Source organism: Zhongshania aliphaticivorans, from assembly GCF_902705875.1.
GTDB lineage: Bacteria > Pseudomonadota > Gammaproteobacteria > Pseudomonadales > Spongiibacteraceae > Spongiibacter > Spongiibacter aliphaticivorans_A.
The window spans coordinates 600,336-621,736 of the sequence record NZ_CACSIK010000001.1 but is presented as its reverse complement, the minus strand read 5'-3'; the positions used below and the strand labels follow the sequence as shown (position 1 = coordinate 621,736).

Sequence of the window (21,401 nt, the reverse complement as noted above, 5' to 3'; positions counted from 1 at the left end):
TGTGCCTTACTCAGTCTAACTTGCCACAACATTGTTTATACTTTTTACCTGAGCCACAAGGGCATGGTTCATTACGACCAACTTTAGGAGACTCACGAACAAAGGTTTCTGGTACCTGTGCTGCCGCCGGGGCAGCAGCTGCGTCATCTTCGCTATCATCGCTCAAACCACTAGACTCGGCGTGCCTAAACTCCATAGCCTGCTTTGCTTCTTCCTCTCGACGCTGCCGCTCTAACGCTTCAGCATTCTCGTCTTGCTGTAAACGTAAATGTGAAAGAAAGCGCACCACATCATGTTTAAGTGACTCCAACATTTGTTGGAATAACTCAAAGGCTTCACGCTTGTATTCTTGCTTAGGGTTTTTCTGTGCAAACGCCCGCAGGTGAATACCGTGACGCAAATGATCCATTGTCGCCAAATGCTCTTTCCACAAGGTGTCCAAGACTTGCAGAAAAATATGCCGCTCTATCTTACGCATGTCGGCACCAACCAAGGCACATTTTGCCTCATAGGCTTCATCCACAGCAGTATATACCCGCTCTTGAATCACCGATTCATTCACCGAGCGGTCTTCGTCCAACCACTTTTGAATGGTTAACGACACTTCAAACTCAGCCTCAATACGGTGCTCTAGGCCACTCACATCCCATTGTTCTTCTAACGTTTGTGGCGGTATATATTCACTAATAACATCAGCAACCACATCTGCTCGAATGGCCTTGAGCATGTCGCTAATATCTTCCGCTTCCAGTAACTCATTACGTTGCTGGTATATGATTTGACGTTGATCATTCGCGACATCATCATATTCAAGCAGTTGTTTACGCATATCGAAGTTACGACCCTCGACCTTACGCTGCGCTTTCTCTATGGCGTTTGAAACCATTCGGTGCTCAATTGCCTCGCCCTTTTCTAAACCTAGCGCCTGCATAATGCCACGAACACGATCCGAGGCAAAAATACGCATCAAGCTATCTTCTAAGGACAGATAAAACCGCGATGCACCCGGATCACCCTGACGCCCGGCACGACCACGCAATTGATTATCAATCCGCCGAGACTCATGTCGTTCAGTACCAATAATATGAAGCCCGCCAGCCTGCATCACTTTCTCGTGACGAATTTTCCAAGCCTCACGTAGCTCGCTAATCATTGCGTCAGAGGGGTTATCTAGGTTCGCAATCTCAACATCGACATTGCCACCAAGTACAATATCTGTACCCCGGCCTGCCATATTGGTAGCGATAGTAACTACCCCAGGACGTCCAGCTTGGGCAATAATCTCCGCCTCTTGCTCGTGGTATTTAGCGTTAAGAACTTTGTGCTCAATGCCCGCCTTTTTAAATCGCTGAGACATTTCCTCAGACGTTTCAATCGACGCCGTACCAACAAGGGTTGGCGCACCGGACTCGACCACCGCTTTCACATCTTCGGCAATAGCGTCGTACTTTTCTTCTTTCGTTAAATAAACTAAATCGTTGGAATCTCTACGTGCACTCGGCTTGTTCGTGGGTATCACGACCACGTCCAAACCGTAAATTTGTCTAAATTCAAATGCTTCAGTATCGGCAGTACCCGTCATACCGGCGAGCTTTTCAAATTGCCGAAAGTAGTTTTGGAATGTTGTAGAGGCAAGCGTCTGACTCTCGGCCTGTACCGTTACCCCTTCTTTGGCTTCAATGGCCTGATGCAGCCCTTCTGACAAACGTCGACCGGCCATTGTACGGCCAGTATGCTCGTCAATAAGCACGATCTGATCATTTTGAATAATGTATTCGACGTTATTATGAAATAAAACATGGGCGCGCAAGGCCGAATTTACGTGGTGTAGTAAATTAAGATTCCCCGCTGCATATAGGCTATCACCCTCTTCAAGCAACTTGGCCTGGGTAAGCATATCTTCAACTAATTGATGCCCGTGCTCTGTAAGCTCTACCTGACGCATTTTCTCGTCGACAGTATAGTGACCATCATCAGCGGCTTTACCGGCCTCATCCATCTCTGCGGGTTTTAAGGAAGGAATAAACTGATTAATTTGCTTGTAAAGCTTAGAGCTATCTTCGGCCGGTCCAGAAATGATGAGGGGGGTACGCGCCTCATCAATCAAAATAGAGTCAACTTCATCAATAATGGCGAAGTTTAAACTTCGCTGATATCGATCACTAATCGCAAACGCCATATTGTCGCGTAAGTAGTCAAAGCCAAACTCATTGTTGGTACCGTAAGTAATATCAGCTTGGTAAGCAGCACGCTTTTGCTCTGATTCTTGGCCGGAGCGAATAATACCCACCGACAGGCCCAAAAATTCATATAGCGGCCGCATCCAGTTTGCATCACGTTGCGCAAGGTAATCATTTACCGTAACCACAAAGACACCGTTGCCTTCCAACGCATTTAAGTACACAGCCAAAGTGCCAACCAAGGTTTTACCTTCGCCGGTACGCATTTCCGCAATAGTGCCTTCGTGGAGGCTTATCCCGCCGATAAGTTGCACATCAAAGTGGCGCATCCCCATCACTCGGCGGCTCGCTTCGCGACACACAGCAAATGCCTCAGGTAAAAGCTGATCTAAACTTTCACCGTCTTTGATACGTTGCTTGAATTCTTCTGTTTTCGCAGAAAGTGTGGCGTCATTTAGTTCACTCAAGCCCTCTTCGAGGGCATTGATTTTTGCCACTACTTTACGCATCCGCTTGAGTTCGCGGTCGTTTTTACTACCAAAAACTTTCTTGACTACTGCTGTTATCATGATGAATTCGTTACTGTTCCCGGGACTATGTCCCTATCATTGATGGCGTTGGCAAATTAACAGGTTTGCAAACGTCAGGCGTCTACGTAAACAAGACCCAAACGGGGCAAAGATGTCACTTCACCCGCAAAATCCACACCAAGCTACATTGTCAGAATGAAAATATGATGACGATTCCCGCGTAACGTTCTCTGTAATTTACGTCTAAATTCGCACTGGTTATGCATAGGTAGGAAGTAAATTATAGCTGTTACGCCGAGGCGCAATATCGCATAGATAAGAGGATATTACCATGCTTAGACTGATCCTAGACTAAGCATGGTGGGGCAAACACTCAAGCTACAGCAGCTGGCGCCATGTAGTTAATCGGTGCATCAGAGGGATCTTCAAAGGTAACCCACTCCCAAGCGTCAGTATCTTCAATCAATGCTCTAAGCGAGACATTATTAAGGCCATGCCCAGATTTAAAAGCTTTAAACTCACCAATTAAACTGGTACCTAGCAAGTATAGATCGCCAATCGCATCCAAGACTTTATGTTTAACAAACTCGTCTTCATAGCGAAGACCGTCTTCATTGAGAATACGGTATTCATCAACCACAATCGCATTATCAACACTGCCACCCTGCGCCAAACCTTTGGAGCGGAGATATTCAATTTCGTGCATAAACCCAAAGGTTCGCGCTCGACTTACTTCTTTTACAAACGATGTACTTGAAAAGTCCAGCTCTGCGTGACCTACCCGGTCTTTAAAAACCGGGTGATCAAAGTCAATTGTGAAAGAGACTTTAAAGCCGTCAAAGGGGAGAAAACTTGCGACTTTATCGCCATCTTTCACCGTCACCGGACGCTTAATACGAATGAACTTCTTAGCGGCGTTCTGCTCCTCAATCCCGGCAGACTGAATAAGGAACACAAAAGGTCCCGCACTGCCATCCATAATAGGCACTTCCGACGAGCTGACTTCTACATAGGCATTATCAATACCTAGACCTGCCATGGCCGATAATAGATGCTCGACCGTGGACACTCGCACATCGCCATTCATTAACGTTGTCGACAAGGTTGTATCGCCCACATTTTCAGCGTGCGCATGAATTTCAACAACAGGGTTTAAATCCGTGCGACGAAAAATCACACCGGTATCTACCGGCGCTGGCTTTAACGTCAAATAAACCTTTTCACCCGTATGCAAACCAATCCCTGTGGCTCGGATAGTATTGCGTAAGGTACGCTGCTTAATCATATTCACACTCACTCTATGGGCCAGACAACGACATTAGGGACAACTTAACCATGTGCTAGCGAATATATCGCTGGCACCTCTTGCCCTAATGTACCGGCTACTACTATTTAATCGGCTTGGCGCCGCAGAAACGCTGGAATATCTAAATATTCCATATCTTTATCTGCCATTGGCGCTGGAGCCACATCTCGCGCAACTGCCGCTTGCTGGCTGTTACGCATCACCGTTGGTCGGTCCAGCTTACGGTAGTCTGCAGCACGCGCCTCTACGGGGCGAGTCTCTACAACTTTTAATGGTGCATCTTGCCCAAGACCATCGAGCCCAGTTGCAACCACCGTAACACGTAATTCATCAACCATATCAGGGTCTATTACTGTTCCAACAACAACTGTTGCGTTCTCGGAAGCAAATTCCTCGATAGTATCCCCGACATCGTTAAACTCGCCTAGGGACAGGTCCAAACCTGCGGTAATATTAACCAAAATTCCGCGCGCCCCTTGCAAATTAACATCTTCAAGTAATGGGCTGCGAATTGCCGCTTCAGCTGCTTCACGAGCACGGTTTTCGCCAGTGGAAATTCCACTCCCCATCATGGCCATACCCATCTCAGACATCACTGTGCGCACATCGGCAAAGTCGACGTTGATCATACCTGGGCGAATGATGAGATCCGCAATACCCTGAACAGCACCTAACAATACATCGTTTGCAGCCTTAAAGGCATCCAGCAAACTGGTGTTTTTACCCAAAACAGGAAGCAACTTTTCGTTTGGAATGGTAATCAATGAGTCCACATGCTGACGCAGTTCCTTCATACCTTCTAACGCTACGACCATGCGTTTTTTGCCCTCGAAAGGGAAAGGCTTGGTAACAACAGCAACCGTCAGAATGCCTAACTCTTTAGCCACTTGTGCAACAACAGGTGCAGCACCCGTACCTGTGCCGCCACCCATACCTGCGGTGATGAACACCATATCAGCACCTTGAAGTGCTTCTGCGATGCGATCACGGTCTTCCATCGCAGATTGCCGACCTATTTCAGGGTTGGCACCCGCACCCAAGCCCTTGGTAATGGTTGTACCTAACTGTAAAACAGTTTTTGAAGACACATTGGTGAGCGCCTGCGCATCCGTATTAGCGCAAATAAAATCTACGCCATCTACATTGGATGCAATCATGTGCTTAACGGCATTACCACCACCGCCACCAACACCAACTACTTTAATTACTGCGTTCTGAGGAACATTATCTACTAGTTCAAACATGGTTTTCTCTCCCGTTTTGCATATTCAATCGCGCTGCCAACACGACCGCCTATCACTTCGTTAAAAATTGTTTTGAATCCACTGTTTCAAATTTGCCAAGAAGCCACCGCTGCGCACACGTCCTCGGCCGCCGTGTTCTGCTTGATGCTTAATACCGTAGTGCAACAACCCAACTCCAGTTGCATAAATCGGGTTACGAACGATATCCGTCAAACCACGTGCATCTTGTGGAACGCCAATGCGTACTGGCATATGAAAAATCTCCTCTGCCAGTTCAACAACACCTTCCATTTTTGATGTACCACCGGTTAGGACAATGCCCGCAGCACACAAATCCTCATAGCCACTGCGACGCAATTCTGCCTGTATCAAGGTGAATAACTCGTCGTAACGCGGCTCCACCACTTCAGCTAATGCCTGACGCGACAATTCTCTTGGTGCTCTGTCGCCGACACTCGGCACTTTTATCATTTCACCTTCGCCGGCAAGCTGCGTTAATGCACAGGCATATTTAATCTTTATCTCTTCGGCATATTGGGTTGGGGTACGCAATGCCATCGCAATATCATTGGTCACCTGGTCTCCGGCTATCGGAATAACCCCCGTATGACGGATAGCACCATCGGTAAAGATGGCTATATCGGTAGTTCCGCCACCTATATCCACCAGACATACACCCAATTCTTTTTCATCATCAGTCAGAACCGCGTAGCTAGAGGCCAACTGCTCTAAAATCACGTCCTCAACCTCTAAACCACAGCGCCGGATACATTTCTCAATGTTTTGCACTGCATTCACAGCGCAAGTCACCAAATGAACCTTGGCCTCAAGTCGCACGCCAGACATCCCAAGCGGCTCTTTAATACCCTCTTGCTCATCAATCACAAATTCTTGCGGCAAGATGTGCAACACTTTCTGATCTGCAGGTATGGCCACCGCCTGCGCCGCATCAATGACACGATCTAAATCCAACTGAAACACTTCCCTATCTCGAATCGCAACGATTCCGTGGGAATTTAAGCTGCGAATGTGATTGCCCGCTATACCGACATAAACACTGTGTATTTCACAGCCAGCCATCAGCTCAGCTTCTTCAATCGCCCGCTGAATCGAATGAACGGTGGATTCAATGTTCACCACCACCCCTTTCTTTAATCCTCGCGATGGATGCGAACCAATGCCAACGATTTCCAGCTTACCGTCCTCGTTCGTCGAACCAACGATAGCCACCACTTTCGAAGTGCCAATATCCAGACCAACGATCATCCGGCTTCCGTGTGAACTAGCCATTGCTTTGCTTCTCCCCATTTAGCGATCCGTTCCGCACCGGCAACGCACTTACTTTAGCCATTTACGTTAACTACCTTCCAATTCATGCCACGACACGGCTAAGCCGTTAATGTAACGAGTATCTACTTTTTTCACCTGATCAAAATTCGCCGCCAATTGCTGTTTATATACCCACATAAAACGGCGCAGCTTTTCCAGTGGCTCTTGTCTCCCCAACACTAATACCGTTCCGCCATTCAAGGTTGCCGTCCACGCGCCACGATCATTCATACGCAGACGCTGTAGTATCAAATTTTCATCACCCAGCAACTGACTCATCAAACGGTACTGGCGCATAATCTCAATTGCCCCACCTTCTGGGCCGCTCAACAGCGGTAAATTTGCTCCCTCACTCAAGGGCTTAGTCGGCAAAAAAATCTTGCCTCTATGATTCAATAATCCGCCATTGCCCCAGACCGCGATTGGCGTTTCTTCAACTATCGTAATTTTCAGCTCCCTAGGCCAAACTCGCTCAACAATGGCGCGATACACCCAAGGTTCCTGCTCTAATTCACTCTGAATACCTTCTAAATCTAAACCGATATAACCAACTGCGAGATGGCTTGTTACTCGGTCTATCAACACCTCTCGACTGACATGTCGAAAATCGCCCGCAAACACCACTCTATCAACAGGAATGGACTCAAGTTGGCTACTTAAGCGCTCAACCCCATAAACAAAACCCATTGTCACCGCGACCAACAACAGACGATTAAAAATACGCCCCCACTCCCGCGATACCGGTTGACGCTCACCGCGCTCCGGTCTACTGCGCTTAAAGCGATTATGCTTGGCGCTTATTTGCCTCATTAGACCTGAGCACCATCTGCAAGGCTGCCAGCCAAAATCGCCAGCACTAATTGATCAAAATTCAAACCGGCCTGCTTGGCTGCCATGGGTACTAAACTGTGATCAGTCATCCCTGGCACGGTATTAACCTCCAATAAATTAAATCGACCTGCACTGTCACGCATCACGTCAACACGCCCCCAACCCTCACAAGCCAAACTATTAAATGCTGCGAGCGCCAACTCACTCAGCTCCTGCTCGTCTTCCGTACTTAGCCCACATGGGCATAAATAGCGCGTTTCATTGGATAAATACTTGGCATTAAAGTCATAGAATTCAGCGTCAGTTTCTAACTTAATGGCAGGCATTGCCTTTCCATTCAGTATCGCCACAGTGTATTCACTGCCGACCACCCACTGCTCAGCAAATACTCGACCGTAAGCCTGAGCCTCTTGCCAAGCACTCTTAAGCTCTTCCGCAGTGGCCGCCCGTGACATGCCAATACTTGACCCTTCGCACGTCGGCTTAACAATCACGCCTCCAAAATCCGCTATTATTGCCGACCAATCACTCTCAGCAGTTAGTTCGACAAACTTGGGGGTCGACAAGCCCATACCTAGCCACAACTGCTTGCAACGATATTTATCCATGGCCAATGCAGACGCCAACACACCACTGCCCGTGTATTTCACGCCCAGACACTCTAGTGCGCCCTGAACGGTGCCGTCTTCGCCGCCGGGACCGTGCAGGGCAATAAACACCTGTGAAAAACTCGATTTGACGCGCCGCATCCAATCGTCATCAGCGACATCGATTGTCTCAACGGGAACGCCCAGTCGATTAAACGCTGCTGCAACTTCTGCTCCGCTTTTTAAGGAAATTTCTCTTTCCGCAGATCGTCCACCAAATAACACAGCAAGCTTGCCCCCAATTGACCGATTCACATCTGCTATCGTCATTTCACTCATCAGTAAGCCCTACACCCAATCCTGATCTGATAACTGTTGTGCCAACGCGCCAATATTCCCCGCCCCTTGAGTAAGTAAAACATCTCCAGGACGCACCTTTGCCTTTAGTAACTCGAATGCCGAATCCGTACTTTCTACAAACACCGGCTCAAATGCGCCACCTTGCAATCGAATGCTTCTACATAAACTTCGGCTATCAGCGCCAGCTATCGGCTCCTCACCAGCGGAGTAGACATCGAGTAGTAATAAGCTATCTACCGTTGATAAAACCCTAACAAAATCCTCGTATAAATCTTTTGTCCGGCTATAGCGATGCGGTTGATATAACATAACGAGGCGTCGATCTGGCCAAGCTTGTCTTGCCGCAGAGATGGTTGCTGCGACTTCTGTCGGGTGATGACCATAATCATCAACCAACATAAACTCACCGTCACTTAAGGCTAATTCGCCATAACGCTGAAAGCGTCGTCCAACGCCCTGAAAATTCGCAATACCCGCGCAGATGGCGTCGTCCACCAAGCCCTCATCACTCGCCACAGCTACTGCCGCAGCCGCATTTAATACGTTGTGCACTCCCGGCTGATGAAGACAAAGAGCCAACTCAGCACCATGAGGGCGGCTTATTGAAAACTGACTTTGCATCCCCATTTTTTTCAAGGAATGGATGCAAAAATCAGCGTCTTCGCTAAAGCCGTACGTTAAGGTTGGCCGACCAATATCTGGCAATAACTCACGCACCACCGGGTCATCAATACAAACCACAGCCATACCGTAAAACGGTAAATTATGAAGAAATTCGATAAACGTACGCTTTAACTTACTGAAATCACCGTCATACGTTGCCATATGATCAGCTTCTATATTTGTTACCACCGACACCATTGGCTGCAAATGCAAAAACGATGCATCGCTTTCATCGGCTTCCGCCACTAAATAGCGACTCTCTCCCAGTGCGGCATTTGTTCCAGCACTGTTAACGCGACCACCTATAACAAAAGTTGGGTCCAAGCCTGCTTCGGCAAAAATAGAAGTAATCAAACTCGTCGTTGTGGTTTTACCATGCGTACCTGCCACCGCAATACCATGACGATAACGCATTAACTCAGCCAACATTTCCGCGCGGCGAACAATGGGTACTCGATGTTGCCGTGCAGCAATAATCTCTGGATTGGCATCATTAATAGCACTGGACACCACGACCACATCTGAATCACCAATATTTTCGCCCCGGTGCCCAAATGCAATACGAGCACCTAGTTGTTGTAACCGAGCGGTACTTAACGAGGCTTTTAAATCTGAACCAGAAATAACGTAGCCCAGATTCAATAGCACTTCGGCAATACCGCACATGCCCGCACCGCCAATACCAATGAAATGAATTCGCTTCACTCTGCGCATTTCTGGAACAACAAATGGATGCTTAGGACTCATGGCAATACTCCATGCAAAAATCCGCAGCCACGTTAGCAGCATCTACTTTAGCAAGCTGCCTCGCTGCTAACGCATTCACCAGCAGTGTTGCTCTCTCTGCCTTAGCACTTTTTAACCACGTTATAAGCGCCGCCACAGAGAAGTCTTTTTGATCGATAATTTCTCCTGCACCACCACCGGCAAACCATTTAGCATTGGCGCGCTGATGGTCATCAATGGCATGTGGCAATGGAATCAATACTGCAGGCACGCCTGCCGCCGCCAACTCAGCAACTGTCAATGCACCGGCTCGACAAATTACAATATCAGCCCAGCTATACGCTGCCGCCATGTCATCGATAAAGGCCTCAGCTAACACTTCAATCCCAGCTTCCATATATGCAGATTGAACAGCACTCTCGTGAGTGCGACCAGTCTGATGCCATAATAATGGACGATCTGCCTCTGACAGCTCCTGCCATGTTTGAAGAACAACATCATTGATGGGTTTTGCACCAAGACTACCGCCTAAAACCAACACCCGTAACGGTCCATTTCGCTCAGCCCACCGTACGGCCGGATCATCAGTAATCGCAATTTCACGACGCACAGGATTACCAATATATCGGTTCTTAGTGCCCCCTAAATCAATCGGGTATCCCGTCAGACATAGAGTGGCAATTTTGGCTAGTAAACGATTCGTTGTACCTGCGACTGCATTCTGCTCTTGAATCACAAGCGGCACACCCAGTAGTTTCGCGGCTAAGCCACCTGGACCAGAGGCATACCCTCCCATGCCAACCACACAGAAAGGTTTTAAACGTAAAATTAAACGCATGCTTTGCAACACGGCAAAGGCGGCCTTTAAGATTGCCAATAATCTAAAAAGTGGGTTTTTACCACGCACACCCGCCATATTTAAACAATGTAGTGGCAAACCCGCAGCTGGCACTAAACGCGCTTCAATTCCCACAGCGGTTCCCAGCCAATGCACGTCAACATCACGTTCAGCCAATGTTTTTGCCACCGCCAAGGCGGGAAACACATGGCCGCCAGTACCGCCAGCCATCATTAATACGGTCCGTTCAGCGGCCATCATGCCTCCGACACTCCCGTTCAATTCGTCCAACCAGCGCCACCATACTCATACACACCATCAAGCTACTACCGCCGTAACTCATAAAGGGTAAGGTCAAACCTTTGGTCGGAAGCAGGCCTGCATTAACCCCCATATTAATAAATGCCTGACCACTGATCATCGTCGCAACTCCATAGGCAACAAAAGCATGAAATTGCTTACCCATAGACTCTGCATAGCGACCAATAAAAAGAATCCGACCGATCAAGGCGACAAAGAGGCCAAGTATTACTAATGTGCCTAGGAAACCAAATTCCTCCGCAAAGATAGCGAACACAAAATCAGTATGCGCCTCTGGCAAATAGAATAATTTCTGTACACTATTCCCCAACCCTACTCCGCTAAACTGGCCGCGACCAAAAGCGATAAGCGATTGCGTTAACTGATATCCGGTATTGAACTGATCAGCCCAGGGATCGGTAAACGCTGTTAAACGCTTCATCCGATACGGCTCAAAGATTGCCATCGCCACCGCACCGGCCATGCAACTTAGAATGACTAATAAAAATTGCCCAAGCTTTACGCCGCCAAGAAATATCATGACAAAGGCCGTGCCTGCTGTGACCACAGTTGCGCCAAAATCAGGCTCAAGCATAAGCAGTAAAGTCAGTGCAAAAAGTAACGCCATTGGCTTAACAAAACCCGACCAACTTTGCCTAACTTCATCATGCCTACGCACTAAATAACCAGCCAGATAAAAAATCACACAAAGCTTTACAAATTCTGACGCTTGTAGCGTCAACGGCCCAAGTGCAATCCAACGACGGCTACCGTTTACCTCTCGTCCCACACCGGGAATCAACACTAAGGCCAGCACCACAAAACCTAACAGTAGTAGCAGCCAACCGGTGCGCTCCCAAACATCGATTGGGGTGAGATACATCACAATGCTTAACACCGACGCCAAGCTAAAATGGAATAAATATCGCTTAGCGAAATAAAACTCATCACCATAACGGCTCGCGGCATGCTCTATCGAAGCCGATGTCATGGCAACAAAACCCACCATTAACAGTGCGACTAATATTAGCTGTAGGTGGCGGTCAAACCCTTTCAAATCTGCCAAGCTGGTTTGCAAATAACTCATACTGACTCACCTCCAGCTAATGCCAGCACAGCATCGGTATACACATTGCCTCGATGTTCATAATTATCAAACATATCAAAGCTTGCGCAGGCCGGAGACAACAGCACCACGTCACCAGGCAAAGCATATTCACAAGCATTGCTCACTGCATCAGACATGGTTTCACTAATGACATTAGGAATACGATCTGCAAGCATCGTCATTAGTGTTAGCGCCATTTCACCAATAAAAATGGCAGCCCGCCCATGCGATTCAAGCGCATCCATTAACGGCGAAAAGTCTGCTCCCTTATCGACACCACCGGCGATAAGAACAACTTTTCCCTCATCGGCCAAACCACCTAGCGCCGACACTGTCGCGCCTACGTTAGTACCCTTTGAGTCGTTGAAATAACGCACACCTTGTATCTCGGCAATAAATTCACAGCGGTGTTTTAGACCTGTAAAATCGCATAACGCTGTTAACATCGCAGGGATTGGCAAGCCAACTGCGCTACCTATAGCGAGTGCGGCTAGGGCATTGTTAACATTGTGACTGCCAGTGATCTTCATTGCGTTTACTGCTAACAGCGGCTCTCTCGCTAGCGCCAAATATTGCTGCCCGTCCTGCTCAACGATTCCAAATGCTCGGAAATCTGAACGCCCAGAACCAAAACTCCACCGCACCACATCATCAGGAATAAGCGGCGTACTAAGCGGGTCATCTCTGTTAACAACGACCTGCTTACAATCCCTGAATATTTTATGTTTTGCTTGATGATAATTAAGAAGACTGCCGTGATGATCGAGGTGATCTTCACTTACATTTAATACCGTTGCGACTTCCGCACCTACGGATGCACAGCGCTCCAACTGAAATGAAGATAGCTCCAGCACATAGAGCTCATTTTCATCATTAAGTAAATCTAAGGCTGGCACCCCAAGGTTTCCACCAACGGCCACTTTGCGACCACTGCAAACAGCCATTTCCCCGACTAAAGTTGTCACTGTGCTCTTACCATTTGAACCGGTAATTGCAATTATCGGTGCGTTCGCCTCACGACAAAACCATTCAATATCACCAGAGATATGAACACCGTTTTCCTTAGCGGCAGCAATCGCTGGCTCCGCCAATGAAATACCCGGGCTGATCACAAGCTCTGTTGCCGATAAAAATTGCTTCTCGTCAAACTTACCCAATATGAGCTCAATACCAGGAAACTCTTTTCTAAACACATCTAATCCTGGCGGAATATCGCGACTATCTGCCACCGTAAACGATAGACCTTGCTTTGAAAAATAACGGGCGATAGAAAGCCCGGTTTTTCCCAAACCAATAACAATCCGTCTATTATCAGATGCGATTAAATTCACGCCAGCACCAATCTCATATAACTATTTTCATCGAAGTTTTAATGTTGCCAAGCCGAATAACACCAACACGACTGTGATTATCCAAAACCGGACGATTACCCTGGGCTCCGGCCACCCTTTTAATTCAAAATGATGATGTATAGGCGCCATCCTAAAAATGCGCCTACCTGTCAACTTGAAGGAAGCAACCTGTAATATCACCGACACTGTTTCTAAAACAAAAATGCCACCCATGATAAAAAATACTATTTCATGGCGGGTAATCACCGCCACGGTGCCAAGTGTCGCTCCCAATGCCAGCGCCCCAACATCCCCCATAAACACTTGCGCGGGGTAGGTGTTAAACCATAAAAAACCAAGTCCGGCACCTGCCAGTGCGCCACAAATCACAATCAATTCACCAGCCCCAGCCACATAAGGAATATGCAAATACTCGGCAAATTTTATGTTTCCTGTTAAATAGGCAATCAAACCCAAAGCGGCCCCTACCATGACGGTAGGAAGTATCGCCAAGCCATCTAAACCATCTGTTAAATTAACGGCATTACTTGACCCAACAATCACAAAATACGTTAGCACAATAAAAAACGCGCCCATCTGCCAACTTACATTTTTAAAAAACGGGAAAAACAATTGTGTGTCTACAGGACTATCGGCAATCATATAAAGAAAAATGGCAGCGCCTAATCCAGCTACACTCTGCCAAAAATATTTCCATCTAGCAGGAAGTCCTCGTGGATTCCGCTCAATCACCTTGCGGTAATCATCAACCCAACCGACTGCACCAAATATCGCAGTAACAAGCAATACCGTCCATACAAAGGGGTTTCGTAAATCAGACCAAAGTAATGTACTAGTAAAAATCGCGACCAGTATCAATGCGCCACCCATGGTAGGAGTGCCAGACTTACTTAAATGAGATTGCGGACCATCATCACGTACGGCTTGACCGATTTGATAATAATTTAATTTTCGAATCATCACTGGGCCGACTAACAAAGAAATCGCCAACGCCGTCAACACACCAAGAATCCCGCGAAAACTCAGGTATTGAAAAACCGCAAAGCCACTTACGTGCTGACTTAAATACTCAAAAAGAAATAGCAACATTAGCTATTCCTCCCTAGCAATTCAGATGAAAGGGCATCAACCACGTCTTCCATTCCCGCACTTCGCGACCCTTTCACTAAGACGGTATCCCCTGCTTTTACAAAAACGTTCATCATTAATATCATTTCTTGTTTATTCGCAAATGCGAAACTCTGCTGACCAAACTCATCAGCCATTAATGATGCGAAATCACCAACAACAAATAGGGCATCAAGTTTATTTTCTCGCGCATAGGCTGCGATCTCTCGGTGTCGTAAACCAGCTTCTGAACCAAGCTCGCCCATATGCCCCATAACCAGTATTTTTCTACCTTCACTACTAGCCAGCACATCAATTGCTGCCCGCACAGAGCCAGGGTTTGCATTGTAGCTATCATCAATTACTGCCACTCCAGCAATCTCTCTGCGCAATAAGCGACCACTAACGCCTTTCATTGCCTCTAGACCGGCAACAACGTCACTTAGACTAACCCCAGCGGATAATGACGCCGCAGCGGCGGCCAATGCATTGGCAACCATATGCCTGCCTGAAAGCGGCATACATACTATTGCTTTACCTTTGAAACTCACCAATTCAAATTTAACCGTACCGGGCACACTTAAGTCGATATCACGCGCAAACACATCTACATCCTCCCGCACAAGGCTGAATAGACACTGCTTTACATGCGCGGCATTTTCTTGCCAATATTCGCAAAACGTATCATCAGCATTTATGACCGCAAGGCCATGCTTGGGCAAACCGCGAAATATCTCACCCTTGGTCTTCGCCACACCTTCCAGCGATAAAAAACCAGCAATATGCGCAGGTTGCGCATTGGTTAAAATCGCGATGTCGGGCTCTGCAAATTCACACAAATAGGCAATATCACCTTGTTTCGCTGCACCCATTTCAATAACAGCGAAACGATGCTTTTTCTCTATAGCAAGCAAACTTAAAGGCACGCCAATTTCATTATTCAAATTCCCTCGGGTGGCAAATACCTCTCCACACTGAGAAAAAATACTCGCTAACATTTCCTTGGTACTGGTCTTGCCGCTACTTCCAGTAACGGCTACCAACGCACCAGTAAATTGTCGACGATTTTCTCTGGCCATTAAACCAAAAGCATGACGACAATCAGCAACTAGCACACTGGGAATACTATCCGTTGCCTCAGAAACTAATGCTGCGCTAGCTCCTTTAATTTTTGCTACTTCAACAAATTGATTGCCGTTAAAACTCTCACCCGACAAGGCCACAAATAAATCGTCTTTATCCAATTGGCGACTATCTGTTGACACCCCATGGAATTGAACATTCTCACCACACAGCGTTCCTGATGTGCACATTGCAAGCTGCTGCAAAGTCATTGGCACAATCACAATGCTGACCTCGCTGCCAAGGCCAATCGCGCACATTGGAGGTCACTAAAAGGCAAACGTCGCCCTGCTATTTCTTGGTAATTTTCATGCCCCTTACCTGCCAGTAGCACAGCATCACCTGGCTTAGCAGTTCGAATAGCCGTATTTATTGCTACATCTCGTTCTAACTCTACCGCTGGTTGCTTACGCATCCCCTCGCAAATATCTGCAACAATCGCATCTGCCGACTCGGTTCTAGGGTTATCGTTTGTTACCCAAACTCGATCCGAATATTGCTCGACAATAGCCCCCATTAACGGCCGCTTTGATTTATCCCTATCGCCACCACAGCCCATTACACTAATAATCTGCCCATCAATAATTGGACGTAAAGTTTCTAATACTTTTTGCAAAGCATCTGGGGTATGTGCGTAATCAACAACCACAAGAACATTATCTGCAGACCGTAAACATTCCATTCGTCCCGGCACCGGCTTTAACGAGGGCAATGCCGCCTCAATCTTTTTAGCTGGAACGCCCAGACCAAGTAACACCGTAATCGCAGCCAATAAGTTAGAAAGATTAAAACCGCCAAGTAAAGATGACTTAATCGTTAGGTCGCCCCACGCGCTTAGTAAGCGCGCACGAATACCCTCCATATCGCAGTGCACATCCTCGGCGTATACCATTGCCCGATTATCAAATACGCTGAAGTCTACAACTCGCTGAGCCTTTGATCTTTTAATTAACTGCCGGCCAAATTCATCATCACGATTAATCACCGCCAACTGCAAATCAGACCAGCGAAACAATCGTGATTTTTCCTCTCCATAGGCTTCCATAGAACCGTGGTAATCGAGGTGGTCTTGCGTCAAATTGGTAAACACAGCCGCTGTAAATTGCAGTGCAGCTACTCGGTGCTGAGCCAAACCGTGTGAGGAAACTTCCATCGCTGCCCAGCCGGCACCGCCATCTCGCCAATCACTTAATAATGCCTGTACCGACACGGCATCAGGCGTGGTGTTATTACCACTGTTTAAACGACCGAACCTCCCGTTGCCCAACGTGCCTATTAATCCACAAGGCTCTCCAATCACCTCCAATAACTGTGCAACCATCCATGCGCAGCTGGTTTTTCCGTTTGTTCCAGTAATACCGATTAGCTTCAATTGTGACGAAGGGTGATCAAAAAATTGTCCAGCGATATCACTTAACTTGGCAGATAAATCTTCAACAACAATTACCGGCAAAGACCACTGTGCAGCATCAAACGGCGCGTCAGCAACAACAGCGACAGCCCCTGATTGAATAGCGGATTTTATATAATCGCGACCGTCCACACTGTGGCCATTCACAGCTAGAAACACATCACCAGGTCGCACGTTACGGCTGTCCAGAGCTAAGCCAGTTACCGGCACTGCAGCCACTTCCGCAGACAAGCCAGGCAGTAAGTCACCCAACAATCGCGGCACCGTATAATCCTGTTGCTCAGTCATCACGCTGCAGAGTCCCTCTTCACTTTTGGCTTAGGGGCTTCCGGCTCAAGATTATCCGGAGCAACATTTAAAAGGCGCAGCGCATCTGAAACCACTTTGGAAAATACCGGCGCCGCTACTAGACCACCAAAATAATCTCCCCGAGGTTCATCGATGGTGACAACCGCTACAATGCGAGGGTTACTTGCCGGCGCAACCCCTGCAAACAAAGCAAAATAGCGATCCTCTGCATAACCTCCGGCTATCGCTTTATGCGAGGTTCCTGTTTTTCCAGCTATACGATAAGCATCCACTTGAGCTCTTGTTGCAGTCCCCCCCAGCTCGGTAACTCCCTCAAGCATATCGACAATTTGACGTGCAATTTTTGCAGAAATCACTTGCTGCTTTACCGGCTTTTCGGTGCGTTTTAATAACGATACCTGCTGGAACATACCCCTGTTTGCTAATACCGAATATGCCTGTGCAAGCTGTAAATTTGTTACTGTAAGACCATATCCAAACGCAAAGGTGGCTCGCTCAATAGGCCGCCAATTAGGCCGATTAGGCAACAGCCCATTACTTTCTCCAGGAAAACCCGAACCCGTAGAACGACCAAGCCCGAAGCGGTTAAATACACCCCACACATCATGCTCATCCAAAGAAAGTGCAATCTTGGTAGTACCAACTTGGCTTGATTTTTTTAATATCTGAGCAACGGATATCGAACCATAATTCCTATGATCCTCAAGCAGCTTTGGACCAACCTTGATGTAACCAGGGTTGGTATTAATTATGGTTTCGGGCTTGTATTTACCACTTTCTAAACCCGCAACAATTGTTAATGGCTTCACGGTCGAGCCGGGTTCAAACATATCGATAACAGCACGATTACGCATTGCATCGGGAACCAGCTGGCTGCGATTATTCGGATTAAAAGAAGGCTGATTAACCATCGCCAGCACTTCGCCATTTTCACTGTCGATAATAACGACCGAACCGGCCTTAGCGCCGGTTTTTGCAATTGCCGTTTTAAGCTCTTTATAGGCGAGATACTGCAATCTCAGATCTATACTTAGCTGGACATCTTTACCCGGCCTAGCCGCCTCACCGGCATCTATCTCCCTAATGATATTGCCGTATAAATCTTTTAGGACCTGTTTTCTTCCTGGCGTACCATTAAGCCATTCATCGTATGCCAGCTCTAAGCCCTCTTGGCCACGATCATCAATATCTGTAAAACCAAGTACATGCGACGTCACTTCTCCTGCAGGATAAAAACGACGGTATTCTCGCTGCAAATACACTCCAGGTATCTTCATCTGCATGACCTGCTTGGCCACACCCGGCGCCATATGGCGACGCAAATACATAAATTGACTATTGCGATAACGATCAATACGACGCGACAAATCCTCTGTTTTCATATCAAGGCTAGCAGCAAGACGTGCCCACTCACCCTTTGCATTCTTCAATTCTTTCGGATTTGCCCAAATTGATGCAACGGGGGTACTTACCGCAAGAGGTTCGCCATTACGATCGGAAATCATTCCTCTATGCGCAGGTATTAGCTCAGTACGATTGGTGCGCGCATTCCCCTGACCCTGTAAGAACTCATAACCGCGATCAACATCCAACACCTGCAAAGTTAGAGTTCGCCACACCAAAAGCAGGGCGAGCAAAAGCAGCGCTCCCACAACCATACGGAAACGCCACGGTGAAATAGGTGCTTTAACCTGCTTTCCCATAACCCCCAACCATTTTCACTTCCCGCGCTTTAGGCGCTTGCATTTTTAATTTCTGAACCGCCAGATCTTGCACTCGATCTGGCGAAGCCCATGTACTCTGCTCAAGTAACAATCGTCCCCAGTCCTCTTCAAGCACCATTGCTTCCCGTCGTAAATCTTGTAGCTGACCAAACAACTTCCTGCTTTTATGCGAACTCTGAACCACGGCGACACAAGAAATAAGCACTAACAAAATAAACAATGGCACTGCCACCCCGCCAATGGGAGCCGGCACACTGTCCTCTGCCCTATATCTTTTTTTGCTCGAGATGCGCTGTTTTTTTTCCAACATCTACCACCTCTGCTCTTAATTTAAGCCCAGACCTTAAGCCAGTTTTTCAGCCACTCGCATCACCGCACTTCGCGACCTAGGGTTCATCTCAATCTCTTGTTCTGATGCTTTAATCGCTTTGCCAATTATTTTCAAACGACGATTACGCTGACTTTCAGTAACGGGTATATATGCAGGTACATCATCACCCTCAGACTGCCGACGCATGAATCGCTTAACCATACGATCTTCCAGTGAGTGAAAACTAATCACCACCAAGCGCCCACCTACAGCAAGCTGATCCACCACATTACCCAACAAACGCTCTAAATCTGTCAGCTCGTCATTTATAAAAATTCGAATTGCCTGAAAACTTCTCGTTGCTGGGTGCTTATGCTTCTCCCAAGCAGGGTTTGCTTCACTAACAATTTTGGCCAACTGTAATGTGCGAGTAATTGGAGCCTCTTCTCGCGCTGCGATAATTGCTCGCACAATTCGCTTTGCAAAACGCTCCTCACCGTAATCTCGCAGTACTTTCACCATCTCCGACTCTTCCGCAGTGGCAATCCACTCCGCCGCACTCAAGCCATTATCGGTATCCATGCGCATATCCAAGTCACCATCACGCATGAAGCTGAAGCCACGTTCAGCCTGGTCTAACTGTGGTGAAGACACACCCAAATCAAGCAATACACCTGTAAACGGTCTTGCAAACTTAACGTGCTCTGCAAGATCCGATAACTCAGCAAAAGAACCCCGTGCTATACGAAATCGCGAGTCATCAATCTCCAACTGCTCCCCTTCAGCAATTGCCTGAGGATCCTTATCTATTCCCAGCAAACTGCCAGTTGATGATAATCTCGACAAAACCAAACGGCTATGTCCGCCCCGACCAAACGTGCCATCAACATAGCTTCCGTCGGTATCCGTCACCAAAGACTCAACAGCCTCATTTAGCAGTACGGTTAAATGTTGTTCCAATGGACTCTCTCCTAAAGGGAAAGGGACAACATTTCTTCTGGCATTTCTCCCTCCCCAGCTGCACCCAGCCATTCAAACCAGCCAGATTCACTCCACAGCTCTAATTTCTTACCCTGCCCCACAAGCAGCAACTTTTTATCTAGATCAGCATAATCCCGCAAAGGCTGGGACAGCAGCACACGACCATTGCCATCCATTTCTAACGGCGTGGCATAACCCAACAATAAACGCTGAGCGAGGCGCGCTTTACGATGAATATTAGGAAGCGCCTCTATCTTTGGAAGCAAATCAAGCCACTGCGGCTCGGGATAAACCAGCAAGCACCGCTCCTCGGTATGAGCCGTAATCACTAAACGACCCTCACACGCGGACATTAAGGCGTCGCGAATTTTGGCTGGTATCGCCAAGCGCCCCTTACTATCCATTGTGATTGTGTGACTACCAAGGAACATAATTCCCACCAAGCTCCGCATTTAAACCGCAAAAAACCACTAAAAACCACTTTTACCCACTAACGCACACTATAGGAACTAGCAAGCACAAGTGTCAAGCTACACAAGAGGGAAATAGCAGGGATTTTTTGTAAATACGTCAATAACTTGCGTGAATAATCATGGCAAGAACAATGCGGAATTTAAGCTAATTTTGACAAAACAAAGACATGCGCCAGCGACTTAATGTAGAACATTAAGTGTTAATGGTTTTTTAATAAATAAAGGAGAGAAATTGAGTCGGCCGATAAGCCGGGTTCTGTCTTGGACGACCATTCATCTGGGACCTGCGTCACCGCAAGCCTCTAGCAGCCTACCCGAATCCACTGTGGGCCACAGCGCTGGATTCCTATTTGGCCTTGCTCCAGGCGGGGTTTACCATGCCACGAGCTGTTGCCAGTCGCGCGGTGCGCTCTTACCGCACCATTTCAACCTTACCGGTAACTTGCGCTACTTAGGCGGTGTATTTTCTGTTGCACTTTCCGTAGGCTCGCACCTCCCAGGAGTTACCTGGCGCCTTGCCCTGCGGAGCCCGGACTTTCCTCTCAACAGAAAACTGAAGAGCGATCGTCTGGCCGACTCAACTGTAAGAATAACCAGTAGTTCACCATTT

17 protein-coding genes and 1 other RNA gene are annotated in these 21,401 nt (G+C 47.5%); all 18 read right to left on the bottom strand.

Annotation, left to right across the window (positions count from 1 at the left end):
- Positions 1–10: 10 nt before the first annotated feature.
- Positions 11–2,749 carry a preprotein translocase subunit SecA gene (secA, locus tag AELLOGFF_RS02930; protein WP_159267261.1) on the bottom strand — a complete coding sequence of 913 codons (2,739 nt, stop codon included), beginning with the start codon at positions 2,747–2,749 and terminating at the stop codon, positions 11–13.
- A 334-nt stretch (positions 2,750–3,083) separates the two neighbouring features.
- Positions 3,084–3,995: a UDP-3-O-acyl-N-acetylglucosamine deacetylase gene (lpxC, locus tag AELLOGFF_RS02925; RefSeq protein ID WP_159267260.1), complete on the bottom strand. Its 912-nt coding sequence runs from the start codon at positions 3,993–3,995 to the stop codon at positions 3,084–3,086.
- 107 nt (positions 3,996–4,102) lie between these two features.
- Positions 4,103–5,260: a cell division protein FtsZ gene (ftsZ, locus tag AELLOGFF_RS02920; RefSeq protein ID WP_159267259.1), complete on the bottom strand. Its 1,158-nt coding sequence runs from the start codon at positions 5,258–5,260 to the stop codon at positions 4,103–4,105.
- Between the two features lie 60 nt (positions 5,261–5,320).
- A complete protein-coding gene (ftsA, locus tag AELLOGFF_RS02915) occupies positions 5,321–6,550 on the bottom strand; it encodes a cell division protein FtsA (protein ID WP_159267258.1) in 1,230 nt (409 codons plus the stop codon).
- A 66-nt stretch (positions 6,551–6,616) separates the two neighbouring features.
- On the bottom strand, positions 6,617–7,399 hold the full coding sequence (locus tag AELLOGFF_RS02910) for a cell division protein FtsQ/DivIB (protein ID WP_159267257.1): 783 nt from the start codon (positions 7,397–7,399) through the stop codon (positions 6,617–6,619).
- Positions 7,399–8,346, bottom strand: a complete 948-nt coding sequence (locus tag AELLOGFF_RS02905) for a D-alanine--D-alanine ligase (RefSeq protein WP_327785473.1) — start codon at positions 8,344–8,346, stop codon at positions 7,399–7,401. The genes AELLOGFF_RS02910 and AELLOGFF_RS02905 overlap by 1 nt, the downstream gene beginning before the upstream one ends.
- A gap of 9 nt (positions 8,347–8,355) precedes the next feature.
- A complete protein-coding gene (gene murC / locus AELLOGFF_RS02900) occupies positions 8,356–9,777 on the bottom strand; it encodes a UDP-N-acetylmuramate--L-alanine ligase (protein WP_159267256.1) in 1,422 nt (473 codons plus the stop codon).
- Positions 9,767–10,855: an undecaprenyldiphospho-muramoylpentapeptide beta-N-acetylglucosaminyltransferase gene (gene murG / locus AELLOGFF_RS02895; protein WP_327785472.1), complete on the bottom strand. Its 1,089-nt coding sequence runs from the start codon at positions 10,853–10,855 to the stop codon at positions 9,767–9,769. The genes murC and murG overlap by 11 nt, the downstream gene beginning before the upstream one ends.
- Positions 10,842–11,981 carry a putative lipid II flippase FtsW gene (gene ftsW / locus AELLOGFF_RS02890; RefSeq protein ID WP_159267255.1) on the bottom strand — a complete coding sequence of 380 codons (1,140 nt, stop codon included), beginning with the start codon at positions 11,979–11,981 and terminating at the stop codon, positions 10,842–10,844. The genes murG and ftsW overlap by 14 nt, the downstream gene beginning before the upstream one ends.
- A complete protein-coding gene (gene murD, locus AELLOGFF_RS02885) occupies positions 11,978–13,333 on the bottom strand; it encodes a UDP-N-acetylmuramoyl-L-alanine--D-glutamate ligase (RefSeq protein ID WP_159267254.1) in 1,356 nt (451 codons plus the stop codon). The genes ftsW and murD overlap by 4 nt, the downstream gene beginning before the upstream one ends.
- Before the next feature lie 27 nt (positions 13,334–13,360).
- Positions 13,361–14,443, bottom strand: coding sequence for a phospho-N-acetylmuramoyl-pentapeptide-transferase (gene mraY, locus AELLOGFF_RS02880; RefSeq protein ID WP_159267253.1), 1,083 nt, complete (start codon positions 14,441–14,443; stop codon positions 13,361–13,363).
- Positions 14,443–15,843: a UDP-N-acetylmuramoyl-tripeptide--D-alanyl-D-alanine ligase gene (locus AELLOGFF_RS02875; RefSeq protein ID WP_159267252.1), complete on the bottom strand. Its 1,401-nt coding sequence runs from the start codon at positions 15,841–15,843 to the stop codon at positions 14,443–14,445. Before AELLOGFF_RS02875 ends, mraY begins: the two co-directional genes overlap by 1 nt.
- On the bottom strand, positions 15,804–17,282 hold the full coding sequence (locus AELLOGFF_RS02870; RefSeq protein ID WP_159267251.1) for a UDP-N-acetylmuramoyl-L-alanyl-D-glutamate--2,6-diaminopimelate ligase: 1,479 nt from the start codon (positions 17,280–17,282) through the stop codon (positions 15,804–15,806). The genes AELLOGFF_RS02875 and AELLOGFF_RS02870 overlap by 40 nt, the downstream gene beginning before the upstream one ends.
- Positions 17,282–19,006 (bottom strand): peptidoglycan D,D-transpeptidase FtsI family protein, encoded by a 1,725-nt coding sequence (locus AELLOGFF_RS02865; RefSeq protein ID WP_159267250.1) that lies wholly within the window; start codon positions 19,004–19,006, stop codon positions 17,282–17,284. Before AELLOGFF_RS02865 ends, AELLOGFF_RS02870 begins: the two co-directional genes overlap by 1 nt.
- On the bottom strand, positions 18,990–19,337 hold the full coding sequence (ftsL, locus tag AELLOGFF_RS02860; protein ID WP_159267249.1) for a cell division protein FtsL: 348 nt from the start codon (positions 19,335–19,337) through the stop codon (positions 18,990–18,992). Before ftsL ends, AELLOGFF_RS02865 begins: the two co-directional genes overlap by 17 nt.
- 33 nt (positions 19,338–19,370) lie before the next feature.
- The gene (gene rsmH / locus AELLOGFF_RS02855; RefSeq protein ID WP_235035516.1) at positions 19,371–20,297 is read right to left on the bottom strand and encodes a 16S rRNA (cytosine(1402)-N(4))-methyltransferase RsmH; all 927 of its coding nucleotides are present in this window, start codon (positions 20,295–20,297) and stop codon (positions 19,371–19,373) included.
- 11 nt (positions 20,298–20,308) lie between these two features.
- Positions 20,309–20,749, bottom strand: a complete 441-nt coding sequence (gene mraZ / locus AELLOGFF_RS02850) for a division/cell wall cluster transcriptional repressor MraZ (RefSeq protein ID WP_159267247.1) — start codon at positions 20,747–20,749, stop codon at positions 20,309–20,311.
- A 271-nt stretch (positions 20,750–21,020) separates the two neighbouring features.
- An RNA gene (rnpB, locus tag AELLOGFF_RS02845) (RNase P RNA component class A) lies at positions 21,021–21,371 on the bottom strand.
- Between the last annotated feature and the right edge of the window lie 30 nt (positions 21,372–21,401).